The 15,436-nt window shown below is 51.5% G+C and carries 10 protein-coding genes; 8 read left to right on the forward strand and 2 right to left on the reverse strand.

The window, feature by feature from the left end; translation table 11 throughout:
* Positions 1-142 precede the first annotated feature (142 nt).
* Complete coding sequence (locus B0I18_RS07580; RefSeq protein ID WP_106522588.1) at positions 143-976, forward strand: MBL fold metallo-hydrolase; 834 nt, start codon at positions 143-145, stop codon at positions 974-976.
* On the opposite strand, the gene B0I18_RS07585 is transcribed toward B0I18_RS07580, so the two are convergent.
* A complete protein-coding gene (locus B0I18_RS07585) occupies positions 973-1,176 on the reverse strand; it encodes a YwbE family protein (RefSeq protein ID WP_106522086.1) in 204 nt (67 codons plus the stop codon). The genes B0I18_RS07580 and B0I18_RS07585 overlap by 4 nt on opposite strands.
* Positions 1,177-1,378: 202 nt before the next feature.
* Here B0I18_RS07585 and B0I18_RS07590 point away from each other — a divergent pair, with 202 nt between their 5' ends.
* The 6 genes from B0I18_RS07590 to B0I18_RS07615 all read left to right on the forward strand — a co-directional run bounded on the left by B0I18_RS07590 (position 1,379) and on the right by B0I18_RS07615 (position 12,357).
* Positions 1,379-2,608 carry a Pycsar system effector family protein gene (locus B0I18_RS07590; RefSeq protein ID WP_106522087.1) on the forward strand — a complete coding sequence of 410 codons (1,230 nt, stop codon included), beginning with the start codon at positions 1,379-1,381 and terminating at the stop codon, positions 2,606-2,608.
* Positions 2,609-2,646: 38 nt separating this feature from the next.
* A complete protein-coding gene (ppk1, locus tag B0I18_RS07595) occupies positions 2,647-4,647 on the forward strand; it encodes a polyphosphate kinase 1 (RefSeq protein WP_106522088.1) in 2,001 nt (666 codons plus the stop codon).
* 3 nt (positions 4,648-4,650) lie between these two features.
* Positions 4,651-5,508, forward strand: a complete 858-nt coding sequence (locus tag B0I18_RS07600; RefSeq protein ID WP_106522089.1) for an SdiA-regulated domain-containing protein — start codon at positions 4,651-4,653, stop codon at positions 5,506-5,508.
* Between the two features lie 33 nt (positions 5,509-5,541).
* On the forward strand, positions 5,542-6,126 hold the full coding sequence (locus B0I18_RS07605; RefSeq protein ID WP_106522090.1) for a phosphatase PAP2 family protein: 585 nt from the start codon (positions 5,542-5,544) through the stop codon (positions 6,124-6,126).
* Positions 6,127-6,198: 72 nt separating this feature from the next.
* The gene (locus B0I18_RS07610; RefSeq protein WP_106522091.1) at positions 6,199-9,825 is read left to right on the forward strand and encodes a BamA/TamA family outer membrane protein; all 3,627 of its coding nucleotides are present in this window, start codon (positions 6,199-6,201) and stop codon (positions 9,823-9,825) included.
* A 120-nt stretch (positions 9,826-9,945) separates the two neighbouring features.
* The gene (locus tag B0I18_RS07615; protein ID WP_106522092.1) at positions 9,946-12,357 is read left to right on the forward strand and encodes a GAF domain-containing protein; all 2,412 of its coding nucleotides are present in this window, start codon (positions 9,946-9,948) and stop codon (positions 12,355-12,357) included.
* Between the two features lie 168 nt (positions 12,358-12,525).
* On the opposite strand, the gene B0I18_RS07620 is transcribed toward B0I18_RS07615, so the two are convergent.
* A complete protein-coding gene (locus B0I18_RS07620) occupies positions 12,526-14,304 on the reverse strand; it encodes a PKD domain-containing protein (protein WP_106522093.1) in 1,779 nt (592 codons plus the stop codon).
* 367 nt (positions 14,305-14,671) lie between these two features.
* Between B0I18_RS07620 and B0I18_RS07625 the strand changes: the two genes are divergently transcribed.
* Positions 14,672-15,271: a TetR/AcrR family transcriptional regulator gene (locus tag B0I18_RS07625; protein WP_106522094.1), complete on the forward strand. Its 600-nt coding sequence runs from the start codon at positions 14,672-14,674 to the stop codon at positions 15,269-15,271.
* Positions 15,272-15,436 lie beyond the last annotated feature (165 nt).

The following is a 15,436-nucleotide window of genomic DNA, read 5'->3' on the forward strand; positions in this document are numbered from 1 at the left end:
CCTGCCTGCTTATGAAGATGCAAATATCTCAAAAAAATCAGGATTTAAAATACCCCGGCAGATTATTCCGCGCAGGGTGTTCCTGTTGTACGTTGTGCAAATAAAAAGACCGGTTGGCCGAATTCTTATTAATTTGCGCCTGATGTCGTTATTTATTGCTTCACTGAATTCGGGCAGCAATGGCAATTGCTATTATGTGGGCAACGACCGGGAGGCCATCCTGGTCGATGCGGGCATATCCTGCCGGGAAACTGAGCGCCGCATGCGGGATTGCGGCCTGGATCCCGCTAAAGTAAAGGCCATATTTATCTCGCATGAGCACAGCGACCATATACGCGGCCTGGAAGTGCTGAGCCGTAAGTACCGGTTGCCGGTTTACATCACCCCGGGTACCCTGCAGCATTCGGGGCTGCAGCTCGCGGCGGAGTTTTGTCATACTTTCCGGGCTTTCGAACCGGTAACGATAGGCGGGCTGCGTATTACAGCATTCCCTAAATACCACGACGCCGCCGATCCGCATAGCTTTATCGTTGAAGGCAACCAGGTATGCATCGGCGTATTTACCGACCTGGGCCAGGTTTGCAGCCATCTGGTACAGCATTTCGGCCGGTGTCATGCGGCCTTTCTCGAAGCCAATTATGACAGGGAGATGCTCGATCGCGGGCCGTATCCCTACCACCTGAAACGGCGCATATCGGGCGGTAAAGGGCATTTGTCCAATACCGAAGCGCTCGATCTTTTCCTGCAGCACCGTCCGCGCTTTATGAGCCACCTGCTTTTATCGCATCTCTCCAAAGACAATAACTCGCCGGAACTGGTGCAGAACCTGTTTGGCAGGCAGGCCGGCGCCACCGAGGTAATCGTGGCCGGGCGCTTTGCCGCAACACCGGTATACGAAGTGTGCAATTCCGCTACGGCAGCTGTACCCGTTGCTGTACCGGTACGGCAGAAGATACAGCAACTGTCGCTGTTTTAATCTTCATCGCCGATTATCTCGGCAACACGGCCAATCTGACCATCCTGCAGCCTAACCTTGATACCCCTGGAATGATAGGCGGCTGAAGTAAGCAGGTCTTTTACGACCCCTTCGGTCTTTTTACCGCTGCGCTGGTCTTTTTTTAGAATAATTGCTACTACTAATCCGGGATAAATATCCTTCCTGTACTGGCCGTCCATAGTCTTAATTTTTAGGTTCCCCTGGGGGCATGCAAAGTTCGGATAAAAAAGCCGGCAGCCGAAATCAGTTGTCGTTTATCCCTGTATAAGCCCGGACGGAAAAGCGCCGGTTGCCGGATGTTGTTTTTTTTACCGCTTGTTAAATATATTTGTCAAAGTTTAGCGGCCGCGGGGCGGCCTTGTTTCTTCAACTATCCAGCATATGAACTATAGCGATCTTCAAAATAAGGTAAGCGTATTTGTACATGAGTATTTTGCAGGCAATACCGACGGGCGCCTGGTGTACCACAACCAGCACCATACCGAAAGGGTAGTGGCCGCCGCTACGCAGATCGCCAATCATTACCAGCTCGACGAACGTAATTTCTTTATCGTACAGGCCGCTGCCTGGTTTCACGATATCGGTTACTTTACCAATATCGCGGCCCACGAGGAACAAAGCGCCTTGCTGGCCGAAGCATTCCTGAAAGAACAGGGTGTGCCGGAAGACCTGGTAACCGAGATCAAAGACTGTATTGCAGCTACCCGTATGCCCCAGAGCGCCCGTAAGCTCAACGAGCAGATCCTGTGCGACGCCGACCTGTTCCACCTCGGCACCGACGAGTTTTCTACATTGCATAAACTGTTGCGCAAAGAGATAGAAGCCCTGAAAGGCCGTAGTATCTCCAAGGACGACTGGCGTAAGGGCAATATCCAGATGCTGACCATGCACCACTATTATACCGACTACTGCCGCCTGTTGCTCGACGATAAGAAACAAAAGAACCTGGAGAAGCTGAAACGCAAGGCCGAAGCGCCGGAGCCGGAGCCGGCAACGTCAGTATCGGCGCCCGCTGCCGCTGTAGCCGCCATAGCCGAAGAACCGGTACAGAAGGAGGGTAAGAAAAAAGATAAGGACAAACCCGAACGGGGCATCGAAACCATGTTCCGGATCACCTCCAACAACAACCAGCGCCTCAGCGATATGGCCGATAATAAGGCGCATATCATGATCACGGTCAACTCCATCATCCTCTCCGCCATCATCAGCCTGTTGCTGGGCAAGATCAATAATAAACAGGATTACCTGGCCATCCCTACCTATATGATCCTGGCCGTAAGCGTATCGACCATTATTTTTTCCATACTGGCCACCCGGCCCTCCCTGCCCAAGGGGACCTATACCGAGCAGGACCTGAGCGAGAAAAAAGTAAACCTGTTGTTTTTTGGCAATTTCTATAAAATGAGTCTCGACGCCTATGCCGATGGTATGCGCCAGGTAATGGCCGACCGCGATTTTCTATACGGCTCGCTGATCAAGGATGTGTATTCGCAGGGTATCGTACTGGGCCGCAAATACCGGCTGTTGCGTATTTCCTACAATATTTTCATGTTCGGGCTTATCATTGCGGTACTGGCTTTCGTAACGGCTTCTATTGCTCATGTAAGTTAGGCGCCGTACCCACAAATTTTTAAAACTCCCTGCAAGCTTTGGAACATCAATTCATCAACCGGGATATCAGCTGGCTTTCTTTTAACGAGCGGGTGCTGGACGAGGCTACCAAAGCCGCATTGCCCGTACTGGAACGCCTGCGCTTCCTGTCGATCTACTCTTCCAACCTGGACGAATTCTACAGGGTGCGTATGCCGGCTATTATGGCCCTGGGCAAACTGCGCGAGCAGGTGCAGGTAGCAGATACCGTAAGCGCCCTGATCAACCGGCAACTCCGCTTGTTCGGGCAAACCCTGGCCACCGATATCATACCCGCGCTGCGGCAGAACAAGATACACCTGGTGTATAACGAACCCTTGCCGGAGCACCTGCAGCCCTTGCTCCTGGCCTATTTCCAGGCACAGCTCTCTGCGTTCCTGCAACCGGTGTTCCTGGGCCAGGACAATACCTTCTTCCCCGAAAATAACCGGATCTACCTGGCGGTCAGTATCGAACGCGACGGTCTTGCCGGCCTGGCTGTGGTCAATATTCCTTCGGCAGAGCTGGGCCGGTTCTTCCCGGCGCAGACCGGCGATGTACAATACGTCGTTATGCTCGACGATATCCTCAAAGCCCATATACACCTGGTGTTTCCCGGGTGGAAAGTAACCGGTTGTTATAGCTTCAAGATTACCCGCGATGCCGAGCTGGAACTGGATGACGAATACAAAGGAGATATCGCCCAACTGATCGAAGAGCAGATCGTAAAACGGGATTTCGGTTATGCTACCCGCTTCCTGTACGACAGCGCCATGCCGGACGAAGACCTGGAGCGCATCGTGGCGGCTTTGAAGCTGGATCATGCCAATAACGTGGCCGGCGGTCGCTATCATAATCTTAAAGACTTTGCCGACTTCCCGGTAAGGCGCGATGCCCTGAGTTATGAGCGCTGGCCTGCCCTGCAGGCTGGCGTAGGCGGGGAAAGCCTGTTTGCCGCTATCACGCAACAGGACATCGTAGTACATACCCCTTACCAGAGTTACGATACCGTGCTCCGTTTCTTTAACGAAGCGGCGCTCGACGCCGATGTACAGGAGATCTGTATTACCATGTACCGCGTGGCCGGCGACTCGCGCATTGCCCATGCCCTGATCAGTGCGGCCCGTAATGGCAAGCAGGTAACGGTGTTTGTAGAGTTAAAGGCCCGCTTCGACGAAGCCAATAATATACGCTGGGCCAAACAGATGAAGGCTGCCGGTGTCAGGATCATATACAGCATACCCGGGCTTAAGGTACATGCCAAGGTGGCCCTGGTTAAAAAGAAAGAGGGACTGCGTACCCGTTACTATGGCTTGCTGGCCACCGGTAATTTCAACGAAAGCACGGCAAGGTTTTATACCGATCATATCCTGTTTACGGCGCATAAAGGCATATTGCGCGAGTTGGAACTGCTGTTCCTCTTCCTGGCCAAACGCCGTAAACCTTTGCTCGACGATCATTTTGAGCCCCAACACCTGCTGATTGCCCAGTTCAACCTGCAGCAGCGGTTCCTGCAATTGCTCGACCGCGAGATCGCTCATGCACAGCAGGGCAGGCCCGCTTCGGTGATCATTAAACTCAATAATCTCGAAGAGGAAGTACTGATCCGGAAACTGTACGAGGCAGCGCAGGCAGGTGTAAGGATACAATTGCTGGTGCGCAGCATATGCCGCCTGGCGCCCGGTGTGGCGGGTCTTAGCGAAGGCATCACCGTACACCGTATCGTAGACCGCTACCTGGAACATGGCCGGGTATTTATCTTTCACAACGGGGGCGAGGAAGAGCTTTATATGGGCTCGGCCGACTGGATGAACCGCAATATCTACCGCCGGATCGAAGTATGCTTTCCTGTGTATGATGCCCGGGTACGGGCGGAGATACGGGAAATGATTAATTTGCAGCTGCAGGATAACACGGCTGCCGTGGCGCTCGATGCCGAAGGCCGCAACGTACAACTGGTGCAGGAAGCGCCTGTAATAGCCTCGCAGCAGGCCATCTATAACTTTTTAAAAGAACGATAGACGATGATCAGAATAGCCGGAATACTTTTATTGACTGTTGCTTTCAGCGCCTGTGCGCAAACCGGGGAATCCTTTAAAAGCCCTGCGGGTTACGACCTCGGCAAACCGGTAACCTATAAAATGCCCGAAGACCTTTTTGAAATATCCGGTATTGCCTTTCACGAGGGCAAAGCCGATGTATTGTATGCCGAGCAGGACGAGGACGGTAAAATATTCGCGCTTAAACCGGGCGATGCGACGGCCAGTCATGTAAAATTCGCAGGCCATGGCGACTACGAGGATATCGCTATTACCAGTAATTACGTGATCATGATGCGCAGCGACGGGGTGTTCTATACCATACCCTTCAGCGAGGTGCAGCAGGGCAGGGCAGAACAGGTAAAAGAGCTGAAAGGCCTTATCCCGCCGGGCGAGTACGAGGGCATGGCCGCCAATTACAGCGCCGACGAGGTGTACGTGGTGTGTAAAAACTGCGGCGCCGATAAAAAAACGGGTAGTGTAACCGGTTATATCCTGAAGCTGGATGCGGCCGGAAGCCTGAGTTTAGATAAAACATTTAAAATCAATACGAACAAAATTGCAGCCTTAACCGGCGCTAAAAAGATCCGGTTCAAGCCCTCAGCGTTAACATTTAATAAACATTCAAAGGAATGGTTTTTATTATCTTCGGTAAACAAAATGCTCGTGGTAACCGATACCGCCTGGAATATCAAACAGGTATATAACTTAAACCCGGCATTATTTAATCAGCCAGAAGGCATTACATTCGATATCGATAACAACCTCTACATTTCTAACGAAGGCGGCAACACCAAGTACGGTACGGTTCTTAAGTTCCCTTTCGGCAATCCTGGAAAATAAAATTCTTTTTAACCTGCTAAATTTTTAGTGTGCATGAAGTATCGTGTTTGTTTTTTTGTCGTTGTGTTGTGTACATGCCACCAGTTGCGGGCCCAGAATTTCGATGTAAACCTGCTGCGCAGGATCAATGCCCGCAGTATGGCCGACCAGGGTTACTGGATGCATACCAGCAACTCCGTTTATTATGCCGCGCCTACCTTTACCGCGGGCAATATTGCTTACGGCCTGATCTATAAAGACCGGACCGCCCTTAAGAATGGTTTCGAATCGGCATTAAGCGTGGGTATCTGCCTGGCCGTATCGGGCGGTATTAAAAGTATGGTGAATCGTAACCGGCCTACGCAGTCGTACCCCGGCGAGATTGTTTCGTATTCCGATTCCAAAGGCAAGTCTTTCCCCTCGGGGCATACGACGCTGGCCTTTGCCACCGCCACCACCCTGGCCCTGGAATACAAAAAATGGTATATCACCGTGCCGGCTTACGCCTGGGCTGCTTCCGTAGGTTATTCGCGTATGCGACTCGGCAGGCATTATCCTACCGATGTGGCTTGCGGCGCACTGATCGGTATCGGCAGCGGTTATCTCAGTCATTGGATCACTAAAAAAATATTTAAATAATCTTCAAAAACAATACTGATCCTAAGCAGCAGAGCGCGTGAAACAGGGGGGATTCGTATTATCGGATAACCTATGAATAGAACCTTTACCTTGCTCTTTTTTTTCTGTTGTTGTTTACCTTTTGCCCGTGCCCAGGACCCCGTCCGGGCAAGGGTCATTTTTATTGGCGATGCCGGTGAAATGGACCAGGAACAGAAAACCATTATTCCCGATGCCGCCGCCCGCGTATTGCCCGGCAAAACAACGGTAATGTACCTCGGCGATAACATCTACCCCCATGGCATGGGGCTGCCCGGTAGCCCCGAAGAGGCGGAGACACAGCAGATTATGCGGTCGCAGTACGAACCCCTGCGGGCCCAAGGCGCTCCCGTTTACTTTATACCCGGCAACCACGACTGGGACCGTATGGGCCCCAAAGGACTGAGCAAAATCAAAGCCCAGTGGCAGTTTCTCGAAGATCAGAACGATTCGCTGCTGCATGTTATACCACCCAACGGTTGCCCCGACCCGGTGGTGATCAATGTATCCGATAGCCTGGTGATCGTAGCCATGGATAGCGAATGGTGGCTGTTCCCTTTTAAAAAAGACAATCCCGATGCCGATTGTAATTGTAACACCTCGCGCGAAGTGATCGCTTCCCTGCAGGAGATCTTTTATAAAAACCGCTATAAGGTCATCCTGCTGGCCACCCACCATCCCTTCCAGAGTTATGGCACCCACGGCGGCTACTTTTCCTGGAAAGACCATCTCTTCCCGCTTACCGTAATCAAACACAACCTCTATATCCCGCTGCCGGTTATCGGCAGCCTTTACCCCTTTTACCGCAAATCCTTTACCCATCCCGAAGACCTGCGGCACCCGCTTTACAAGGACATGATCAAAAACGTGGATGGCGTATTCGGCGACTTTCCCAACCTGGTACATGTTTCGGGCCACGAGCACGGCCTGCAGCTGATCGATAACCCCAAGACCAAACAACTGCAGATCGTAAGCGGCGGCGGCGCCAAACAGAACTATACCATCAAGGGTAAATACTCCCTTTTCGGGGTAGAGACACAGGGTTATGTGGTGGCCGATTTCCTGGAGGGCAACGATGTACGCTTTACCTATTATGTGTACCGCAACGGCAATGTGGAAGAAGCCTACGTGTATACCCGTAAGTACCAGCCTTATCACGCCCTCGAGCAGGCCAATTTCAAATCTATACCCGGCGACAGTACCATGGGTGTGGCCCATGCGGCCTATGATCATGGTGGCAAATTTTACAATTTCCTCTTTGGTAAGAACTACCGTAAAGAATGGGCGGCCCGGGTAAAACTGCCCGTACTGCGTGCCTCCGAGCTGGAAGGCGGCCTGGTGCCCGATAAGCTGGGTGGCGGTTTTCAATCCACCTCGCTGCGGTTGAAAGATAAAGACGGCCGCGAGTTTAGCCTGCGTACCGTAGAGAAAAAGCCCGACCTGGTCGTGCCTTTGCCTTTCCAGGGCACATTCGTAAGAGAGCTGCTCGACGATGCCACCAGCGCCCAGCATCCGTATTCGGCCCTAACGATCGCGCCGGTGGCCGAGGCCGTGGGCGTACCTCATGCCACACCGATCATTGGTATTGCAGCACCCGACAAGAACCTCGGGATGTACCAAAAATTGTTTGAAGATAAAGTAGTGCTGTTGGAACAACGCGAACCCCTGGGCGGCTCGGACAACTATGTCAAAATGCTGAAGAACCTGGCCAAGGATAACGATAACAGCTACGATGCCCGCAATTTTCTGAAGGCCCGGTTTATCGACCTGCTCTACGCCGACTGGGACCGCCATGGCGACCAGTGGCGTTTTTACAATAAAAATAAAAAGGGCGAAGACAAATATTATATCGCTATTCCCCGCGACCGCGACATGGCGCTTAATATTACCGAAGGGCTTTTGCCAACGCTGATCAAGCGGGTAGTGCTGATGCCGCATGTGCCGGGCTTTAAGGAAAACCTTATGCCCGGTTCCAATTACTATTTTTACAAATCGTCGTTCCTCAATGCCCACCCGGCCAGCCAGATCGGCTATGAAGACTGGATGGCCACCGCCCGCGAATTCAAAGCTCAGGTAACCGATTCGGTGCTCGAACAGGCCCTGCAGGGCATGCCACAGGAGATCAATGCCATGCGGCACGATAAATTGCTCCACGAGTTGAAGACCCGCCGCGATAAGGTACCTGATGCGGCCGATAAGTATTATCGCTTCAGCAATAAAGTGGTCGACATCCATACCAGCAATAAAAACGAATTCGTAGCCATAGAAGATGCTGCAACGGGCAAAGGCCTGCAGGTAACCGTACGCAAGATCAACAAAGAAGGGCAATTGAAAGATACCCTGATGAGCAAGCGCTACGCCGACTCGCTGACTAAAGAGATCAGGATGTATATCGGTAAGGGCGACGACAGCGTATGGGTACAAAACGAAAAGTCGCGCATCAAACTGCGGCTTATCGGCGGTAAGGGCGATAAGGCCTATAACATAGCCGCCAGCCGCAAACGGGTAAGCCTGTATGACCGCGAGGCCGAAAGTTATTATGGCAATACCGGCCGGCTAAAAAAACACCTGTGGGACGACAGCCTGCAAACGGCCTTCGTGCCGGTTAACCTGTACAATACCGTCTTGCCCCTGGCCACTGCGGCCATCAACCCCGACGACGGTCTTTTTCTCGGGCTCGGCCTGCGGTACATGCGCCAGGAAGGTTTTCGCAAAACGCCATACAGTTCCTTACACCAGCTGATGCTGTCACATTCGTTCAGTACCGAGGCCTTTAATATAAAATACAGCGGGGCCTGGTTGCACGTGTTTAATAAGGCCGACCTTACCGTAAATGCCAATATCAAAGCACCGGACAATACGCAAAACTTTTTTGGCCGGGGCAACGAAACGGAGTTCAACAAGACCGGCAATTTTAAACGGTATTACCGGGCGCGGTTCAACCTGGTACAGTTCCAGATGGCCCTGCGCTGGCGTGGCGAAAAAGGCAGCGCCTTCAGCATAGGCCCCGCGGTACAGTTTTACCGCATGCCGGTTAACGACAACGACGGCCGTTTTGTGCTTACCGCTACCGACCGTATCGGCACTTACGACAGTGCCAGCCTGGGCGCCGACCGGCTGCACCTGGGTATTGTGGCCAACTATACCCTCGATCAGCGCAACAGCGAAGTATTGCCGACCTGGGGCTCTTATGTGCATGTGCAATTCGAAGGTTTCGCCGGCGCCAACGGCGATTCCAAAGCTTATGGCCGCATCATGCCCGAAGTGGCCTTGTATAAAAGCCTTAATGCCCGCCAGACCATCGTGCTGGCCAACCGGATAAGCGGCGGATTAACCATCGGCAAATCAGCCTTTTACCAGTCCATGTTCCTGGGAGGACAAGGAAATTTATTAGGCTATAGACAATATCGTTTCGCCGGACAACATTCTTTCTGCAATAATCTCGAACTTCGCGTAGCTTTATCCGATTTCGGTAACTATATCATAAAGGGACAGTTGGGTATTATCGGTTTTTATGATATCGGCAGGGTATGGGTAACAGGAGAAGAATCCGGTAAGTGGCACAACGGCACCGGCGCCGGTGTTTACTTCGCTCCCGCCGCCCTGGCAGTCTTCCGGTTTACTATGGCATACTCCGAAGAGGGCTGGTATCCGAACTTTTCTATGGGATTCCGGTTTTAATAGGTGAAATTGTCAGCACCAACGAACAAAATGGCACCGGTTTCGAAGCCGGAAATTCCCGGCACCTTTTTTGTAACCATAACCGGGTAAAGCGGCTTAAGTTGCTTAAATCAACAAATAATGAAAACGCAGATACTGAATATTGCAGAAAAAAGTACACATATGAAGCCGATCAGGAGCTCCTTTTCGATCAGGCCCTTTGTGGATTTTCTGAGGGAGAAGATCGCCTCCGGCTCTACCGGGCTCAGGATGCAGCAGTTGCAGTCGGTACTCGACCGTATCATGGAATTTGAAGACTGGGACCAGGAAATATCGCCCGAAAAAGCACCTGCATTCCAGGAGCTGTTCGAATTGATCTATATGACCTTTTCGGCGCCTATTACCGACGAGAATGAGAATGTATGGGCCCTGGCAATGCCTTTTACCCCCAATATCTACTTTGGCACCAATGCCCTGTACCGTTTTATGGAAAAACAGGCAGGCGAGGTAAAGGATAGCCTGATGAGCGCCGAAAAACGCGCCGAGAAAGAAATGACCCGGCTCTCGATGATCTACGCGCTGATCTTTAAAAAACTCTACGGCTTTTCCTTCGCCACCAAGGACGATGTGATCTATAATGTACAGGACGAAGCCACCGGGCAGAATAAATATTATAAAGTAGAACTGGATTCCCGTTTCGTGGATATCGAATTTGAAGGCAAACTGCCGGATATCAATTTCGAGAACCGCCAGATGCTTGAAGATACGCGGTTTGAGGCGATGGCCACCATCCAGAAATTCCTGCCCCTGGACAAATTCCGGTTCAGCGGTTTTTCGCTGATCAATGTAAAAGATATTACCGCCGAGCATGTAATCGAAAAGATCAAAGACATTATCGTAAACCTTAACCCGGGCCAGTTCGTATACAACGACATCGCCAACGCCCTGAAAGAGATCATGGGCAATGGCCACCTGGATGTGATGCTGATGCCGGTACTTAAAGTCAACGATAAATTGGTTACCAATTGCTTCGAAGGCCTGAACTCGGGCATGCAGCATACCTGTAATAAATATGGTTTGCCGGTGCATGCATTCCTCGAAGCGATCGAAGCCTTTACCAAAGATCCGCAGATCATCTTCCGTAAAGATGTGGCAGAGCCGCGTGCGGGCGAAGACGAACTGTTTAAGATCCTGAGGGAAATTGGTGTGCAGGGTGTGGCCGTATTGCCGATCTATTTCCAGAAAGAACTGGTGGGGGTGCTGAGCATTATTGCCAAAGGCGATAATGTACTCGACGAAAGCCTGCTCTCTGCCATAGAGCCCGCGATACCGCTGCTCGAGCAATTGCTGCAAACCACCATCGACGATTTTAAAATTACCCTCGATAATACCGTAAAAGAGAAATTTACATCGCTGCAGCCCGCTGTGGAATGGCGTTTTAACGAGGTGGCCTTCGACTACCTGCAAGGCCGCAAACACAACAGCAGGGCCGAGGTAAAGCAGGTTGCTTTCCCGGATGTATACCCGCTGTATGGCGCTATCGATATCCGCAACTCCACGCTGGAGCGTAATAATGCCTTAAAGGCCGATATGCAGCACCAGCTGCGGTTGCTGAGCCAGGTATGGGAAAAACTGCGCGAGCAGCAGGAAATGGGACTGATCAGCGAAATGATCTTTAAAACCCGGCAATGGGAAACCCGGATCCAGGATTTTATTACTTCGGACGACGAGTTCCAGCTTAACCTGTTTTTCGAAGAAGAGGTAGCGCCGTTCCTGAAACATTTCCGGCAAACGCATCCTGCCGCCGCTTCAGCTATCGACGATTACTTTGCCGCTATCGGGCCTACCGGCGAGGCGCACAGCAACCGCCGCAACCTCGAGGAGTCGTTCCAGATGATCAACCAGACCATCAGCAACCTGCTCGAACAAATGAATATAGAGATACAAAGCGCTTATCCCTGTTATTTTGAAAAATACCGGAGCGACGGTATCGAGTATGATATCTATATCGGGCAGTCGGTTACACCCGATAAGGAGTTTCATCCCCTGTACCTGCGTAACCTGCGCTTGTGGCAGTTAAACTCTATGGCGCTTATCGCCAAACTGACGCGGTCGCTGCAGGCCCAGTTACCCAAGCCCCTGCAAACTACGCAGCTGATCTTTATTCATGCCAATACGATCGATATCAGCTTCCGCAGCGACGAGCACCGCTTCGATGTGGAAGGCGCTTATAATATCCGTTACGAAATGATCAAGAAGCGGATTGATAAGGTGCTGATCAAAGGATCCGACGAAAGGCTTACCCAGCCGGGCAAGATCGCGCTGGTCTATTTCCAGCAAAAGGATGTGGAAGAATATATTTCCCATATCCATTTCTTACAAAGCCAGGGTATCCTCAAAGACGAGATCGAATACCTGGACCTGGAAGAGTTGCAGGGCGTAAACGGCCTCAAAGCCCTGCGTGTGGCGGTAGCGTTGGAAGATGAAGATATTACCGACCTGCACGTAACCGCCGAAGGACAACTGGCAGAGCTGAGCCGCATACAGGCTTAATGTTTTTTTTATAATAGAAGCGGCCATAGCACATGCTATGGCCGCTTTTGTATTGGGTGTTATGCGCTTGTTGATGCGGGTTGTATCCGGTCGGGACAAAAATCTACCGACAATGGCTTGCTTTTCTGGTACATAACTTTGGTAGCGGCGCCCGCTGGATCCGCTGTATTAAGGTCGCAACTGTATCTTACGCATTACAGTACCCTTGTCGGTTATAATGGCCACCACGTAGGTGCCCGTTGCCAGGCTTTGCAGCTGCAGGTTGTGCCTGGTTTTACTGTCGGCAGGTGCACGGTATACCTGCTGGCCGGCCAGGTTGTATACGATCACCTGTTCCATCTTCAATGCGCCCCGGTTTTCGATTACCGCGTTTTCCCGTAAGGGGTTCGGGTAGATCATCAGTTCCTGCATGTCTATGTTCAGGGTATTCAATCCCAGGATCACAGCGCCTGTGGAGTCGGAAGCATAACCGCAGCTGCTTTGCATTTTCAGCACCACGATATAATTGCCGTTGTCGGCATAGGTATGCGTAGGTGCTTGCTGGGTGCTGTGCGGGCTGCCATCGCCAAAGTTCCAGTCGTAGGCGATAACATATTGCGGGTTTACCGGAGTAAATTTAAACGTGTACTGGCCGTTATTCTGTACGCTGATGCCTTGTATACCCGGCAGTTCGCCTGCAGTGGTTACCTGTATGGTATCGCTGCCGATACAACCCTCGTTGCTGGTCACAAAGGCGATATAGCTGCCCTGGTTATTGATGATGATTTCGCGGGTGCTTTCGCCATTGCTCCAGAAATAACTAACGCCTTCAGGACCCGCATCCAGGCGCAGGGTGGCCTTGTTACAGATCGTGGTATCGTTGCCCAAAGCCACATGGGGGTTGGTACGTATCGTTACTTTAATAGTATCAGTGCCGGTGCAGGTATACTGGTCGGTAACCCTTACGCTGTATACGCCCGACTGGCTTACATCCCGCATCTGGCCGCTGCTGTTATCGTCCCAGCGGTATTGCGGGTTATTGGGAAACACGCCGGCATCCAGCTTCAGGCTGGCTCCCGCGTTGAGACAGCGGTTGATGTCATTGCCCAGGTTTACCTGGAGCGGCAGCGGATCGATCGTAGCTTCGGCCGTGGTATCGCTGTCGCCGCCGTTGCTGCAGGTCACTACGCAGCGGAAAAGTGTGTGTTGTGTAATATTAGGTGTGCTTTCTGAGGCCAGCCCGGAGCCGAAATTCGTCCAGGCGCTGCCGGTATTGTATTGCCATTGGTAGCCGATGCCCGGTCCGTTGGTATTGCCATTGAGGGCTACGGTGGTCGCCGTATTACACGCTACAACCGGTGAGCCCGCCTGGATGGTGCCGGCTTCGGGTTTACCGGCGCAGATCATGGTCAGGGTCGGGAACACGGTAGGTGTTGCCTGCTGGCCGCTGGAGCGGAAGGTATAGGTAGTGGAAGGGGAGGCATTGGCGGTGGGTTGTATCACCCATTCGTATTCGGTACGGGCATTGGCCGCCAGGTTCACTGCGGTTCCCGGGTTGGTTACGATTTTGCCGGCGGCATAGGTGCCCGCAGTGCCCGTGCCCATCTGGTTGGTGGTTGCGGCGCCGTTATTGACATAACTGCTGGCCCGGTAGGTAAAGGCATTGGTGGCCGGGTTATTCATCACCGTCCAGGTAGTACCGCCATTGCTGGAGTACTCGAGGGTTTGTGTTACGGCGCCGGCGCCGCTACCGGTATTGGCCAGCTCTATACGCAGCCGCAGCGAATCGTTCCAGGAGGCTACGGTTACCGGGGTATTTACGGCAGCACGCCAGGTGGCCGTAGTTTCGCTGCCGTTATTGTTACGCCAGCGGTATTGTTTTTGCCCCAGGGTAGGGGTTGTGGTGGCATGCAGGAGGTGCAAGGCCTGCATGCCTGTAAGCAGCAGAAGGTAAAATAACTTTTTCATAGGCTTCTTTTATTTGAAAAGCATCACCGGTTAATAAAAACATATAATAGATTGAGTTGGTCTTCCCCAAATTTAATATAGACAGCCGGCAATCGTGTATATGTTTGTACTAATTAGCATATACAAGCACCACATAACTATGTTGGCATCCCTGCTTCAAAGGGGAGAGGGCGGTTAAGTAAAAAAGGTCGCCGGCTGTTGCGGCTAAGTCCATCGATTGTGTTATGCAACCGGGAAGGCTCTCCGGGCGGCACTTTCGGCGGCTTATCGAAAAATTTTATGTTCCTATTTTTTAATTCCGAGGATAAAAATTTTGCTGAAATCGCAAACGGTTCTACTTTTGCTAACACCGTTAGAAAAATAGATTATGGGGATTACGGAAAGGCGTATACGGCAAAAGAAAGAAATCAGGGATAATATCTTATCTACTTCCTGGAGAATGGTCAAGGATGATGGCTGGCAATGCCTGTCCATCCGCAAGATCGCAGATGCGATCGAATACAGTGTTCCTGTAGTTTACGACCACTTCGAAAATAAAGAAGCGATATTACTGGAGTTCAGCAAAAAGGGCTTTGAGCTGTTGGTGAAAAAACTGCAGCAGGCCAAATCCGGATCGGATGATCCCGCAGAACAACTTCAGGCAATTGCAGACGCCTATTGGGCTTTTGCCTTAAATAATAAAGAGTATTACCAGTTAATGTTTGGCATCGGGATGCCCTGTTGCGAGTTCGAGAAGTGTATGCCGGAGAAGGTGGTCTTCCGCGAACTGGTTATGGAACCCATAGAACGCCTGCTGGAGCGGCATAAGAGAGAAGACCTCAATGCCTGTTTTAAATACCACGCTTTCTGGTCAGTGATGCACGGGCTTATTTCCATCAAGCTGACCGGTAGTTCCGACTTCGGCGAAGAGTTGAACAAATGTGTGCTCAACGATGCGATCGAAGGATTTATCAAGAACCTGGAATAACGTTTTTTTTGCCTTAAAGAGTTAACAGTGTTAGGAGTTGATCTCCCGGCCGGCAGACCGGCGCCGTTTCAATTTGCGTTTAAATTGTAACCGGTATTGCTGTGTCCTTGCCTTTGTAATCTAACACCGTTAGGAAATATAACACAGTTATAAAATTTGTTTTTC

The organism is Taibaiella chishuiensis (genome assembly GCF_003014535.1).
Classification (GTDB): Bacteria; Bacteroidota; Bacteroidia; order Chitinophagales; family Chitinophagaceae; genus Taibaiella; species Taibaiella chishuiensis.

What these genes read in the sequence shown, in the direction of transcription:
- B0I18_RS07580 (WP_106522588.1), top strand. Translation starts at nt 143, where the DNA reads ATGTCGTTATTTATTGCTTCACTGAATTCGGGCAGCAATGGCAATTGC.
- B0I18_RS07585 (WP_106522086.1), bottom strand. Translation starts at nt 1,176, where the DNA reads ATGGACGGCCAGTACAGGAAGGATATTTATCCCGGATTAGTAGTAGCA.
- B0I18_RS07590 (WP_106522087.1), top strand. Translation starts at nt 1,379, where the DNA reads ATGAACTATAGCGATCTTCAAAATAAGGTAAGCGTATTTGTACATGAG.
- B0I18_RS07600 (WP_106522089.1), top strand. Translation starts at nt 4,651, where the DNA reads ATGATCAGAATAGCCGGAATACTTTTATTGACTGTTGCTTTCAGCGCC.
- B0I18_RS07605 (WP_106522090.1), top strand. Translation starts at nt 5,542, where the DNA reads ATGAAGTATCGTGTTTGTTTTTTTGTCGTTGTGTTGTGTACATGCCAC.
- B0I18_RS07610 (WP_106522091.1), top strand. Translation starts at nt 6,199, where the DNA reads ATGAATAGAACCTTTACCTTGCTCTTTTTTTTCTGTTGTTGTTTACCT.
- B0I18_RS07615 (WP_106522092.1), top strand. Translation starts at nt 9,946, where the DNA reads ATGAAAACGCAGATACTGAATATTGCAGAAAAAAGTACACATATGAAG.
- B0I18_RS07620 (WP_106522093.1), bottom strand. Translation starts at nt 14,304, where the DNA reads ATGAAAAAGTTATTTTACCTTCTGCTGCTTACAGGCATGCAGGCCTTG.
- B0I18_RS07625 (WP_106522094.1), top strand. Translation starts at nt 14,672, where the DNA reads ATGGGGATTACGGAAAGGCGTATACGGCAAAAGAAAGAAATCAGGGAT.